At 68.5% G+C, this 1,420-nt stretch carries 2 protein-coding genes; both read right to left on the bottom strand.

The features are described from left to right. On the bottom strand, positions 1 to 185 hold a 185-nt coding region (locus GJ632_RS21485; RefSeq protein ID WP_197428156.1), incomplete at its 3' end, for a pyridoxamine 5'-phosphate oxidase family protein. 755 nt (positions 186 to 940) lie between these two features. Beyond that, positions 941 to 1,420: KEOPS complex subunit Cgi121 (gene cgi121 / locus GJ632_RS21480; RefSeq protein ID WP_191453979.1), on the bottom strand; the 480-nt coding region annotated here is incomplete at its 5' end.

Below are 1,420 nucleotides of genomic sequence, written 5' to 3'. Positions count from 1 at the left end.
GTCCCCGGCGGAAAGGCGAGTCGGAAGTAGAGACTGCCCGACGCCTCGTCGTAACCGTAGGAGGCGGGGAGCGTGAACGGCGGGTCCCCGGCGTCCGTCGCGAACGATATCGTCCCCGTGCCGCCGTCGCCGAGGAACGCGTCCACTTCGTCGTCCGTCAGCCGCGTCCAGCGGAATTCTTCCATAGGTGACAGTATTCGGTCCAGAGGAATAACGACTACCGTCCGTTCAGTCGGTTGACAGTCTCCGAACGGAGACTGTTCGACGTTCGTCCCGGCGAATCGCGCAGGCTCCCCCCACGCCGCGGATGCGTGCGCCGACCGCCCGGGCTATCGAATCGGTCCGCCGCAGTCGGGGCAGCGTTCGAGGACCTCGTCTTCCCGCGCGAGGTCGTCGCGAGCACAGTCGAGGCAGACGCGAGATTCGACGGCGTGTGGGGCCATCGGGCCGACCTTCTCGCGTCTCCCATACAAGTATGGACCGGCTAACCGGTGTGAGAAGCGCGTCGCCACGTGCGCCGGTCGCTCCGGCGCGGAAGTGCCCGCGGACGAGAGCACGCGGGGACCACCCTCCAGAGCCGTGAGGGGTCCCGTCCAACGGGGCGTCCGGTCGTTCCGCCGCCGCCGACGTAGGGTATGTGGCTGTGAATACAAGCCGACGGGTCGCGACGTCGACTGCCGTCGAAGCGAACACCGTCGACCCCCGCCGAACTGGCCACCTCCGAACCGGCCGCCGTCGGACCGCCACCGGCGCTCTCGATTCGAATCGTTTTAGTCCCCGCTCCCGTTAGTCGGTAATCCCCAGTTCGGTTCGGCGTCGCCGTCCTCGCGTTTCGTCTCGACGCCGAACACACGCGCAGTCTCCCGTTCTCCAGTCGAAACGAAGGGGTATCGGCCGCGAGCGACGGCTCGGATTCTCCACACGAAACGAAGGGGTTCGCTCACTTCTCGACGTTCAGCAGCGCCACCCGCTCGCAGACGAGACGCTCGATATCGCCGTCGACGGTCGCGAGTTCGGCGTCGGTCACGTCGAAGAACTCGCCGACGCGTTCCTCGTCGTACCGGCCGAGCGTCTGTCGCGGGGCGAACAGGTCACGGAGTCGCGCCGCCGCCTCGCTCTCGTCGCCGCCGTCCACGACTGCCACCACCGGCGTCTCCCCCGCGGAGACGCCCATCGCCAGTGCGTCGTCTATCTGCCGCCGACCGGCGGCGTACAAGAGAATCTCCACCGCCCTGTCGCGGGCGACGTTCTCGCCCCGTTCGATGGCGCGGTCCGCGAGTTCGACGGCGCGGCGGAGGTGCGTCTCGCTCACGACGTACCGCGCGTCGAACACCTGCACGGTCGCGCCCGTCTCGTCGGCGACTGCGCCCACGGCGGCGACGAACGCGTCCACGTCCTCGACGGTCGCGACGCCCTCGAC

It is taken from the genome of Halogeometricum sp. CBA1124, assembly GCF_009741955.1.
Classification (GTDB): Archaea; Halobacteriota; Halobacteria; order Halobacteriales; family Haloferacaceae; genus Halogeometricum; species Halogeometricum rufum.
The sequence above is the reverse complement of the archived record's forward strand: the minus strand, read 5'-3'. Positions and strand labels throughout refer to the sequence as shown.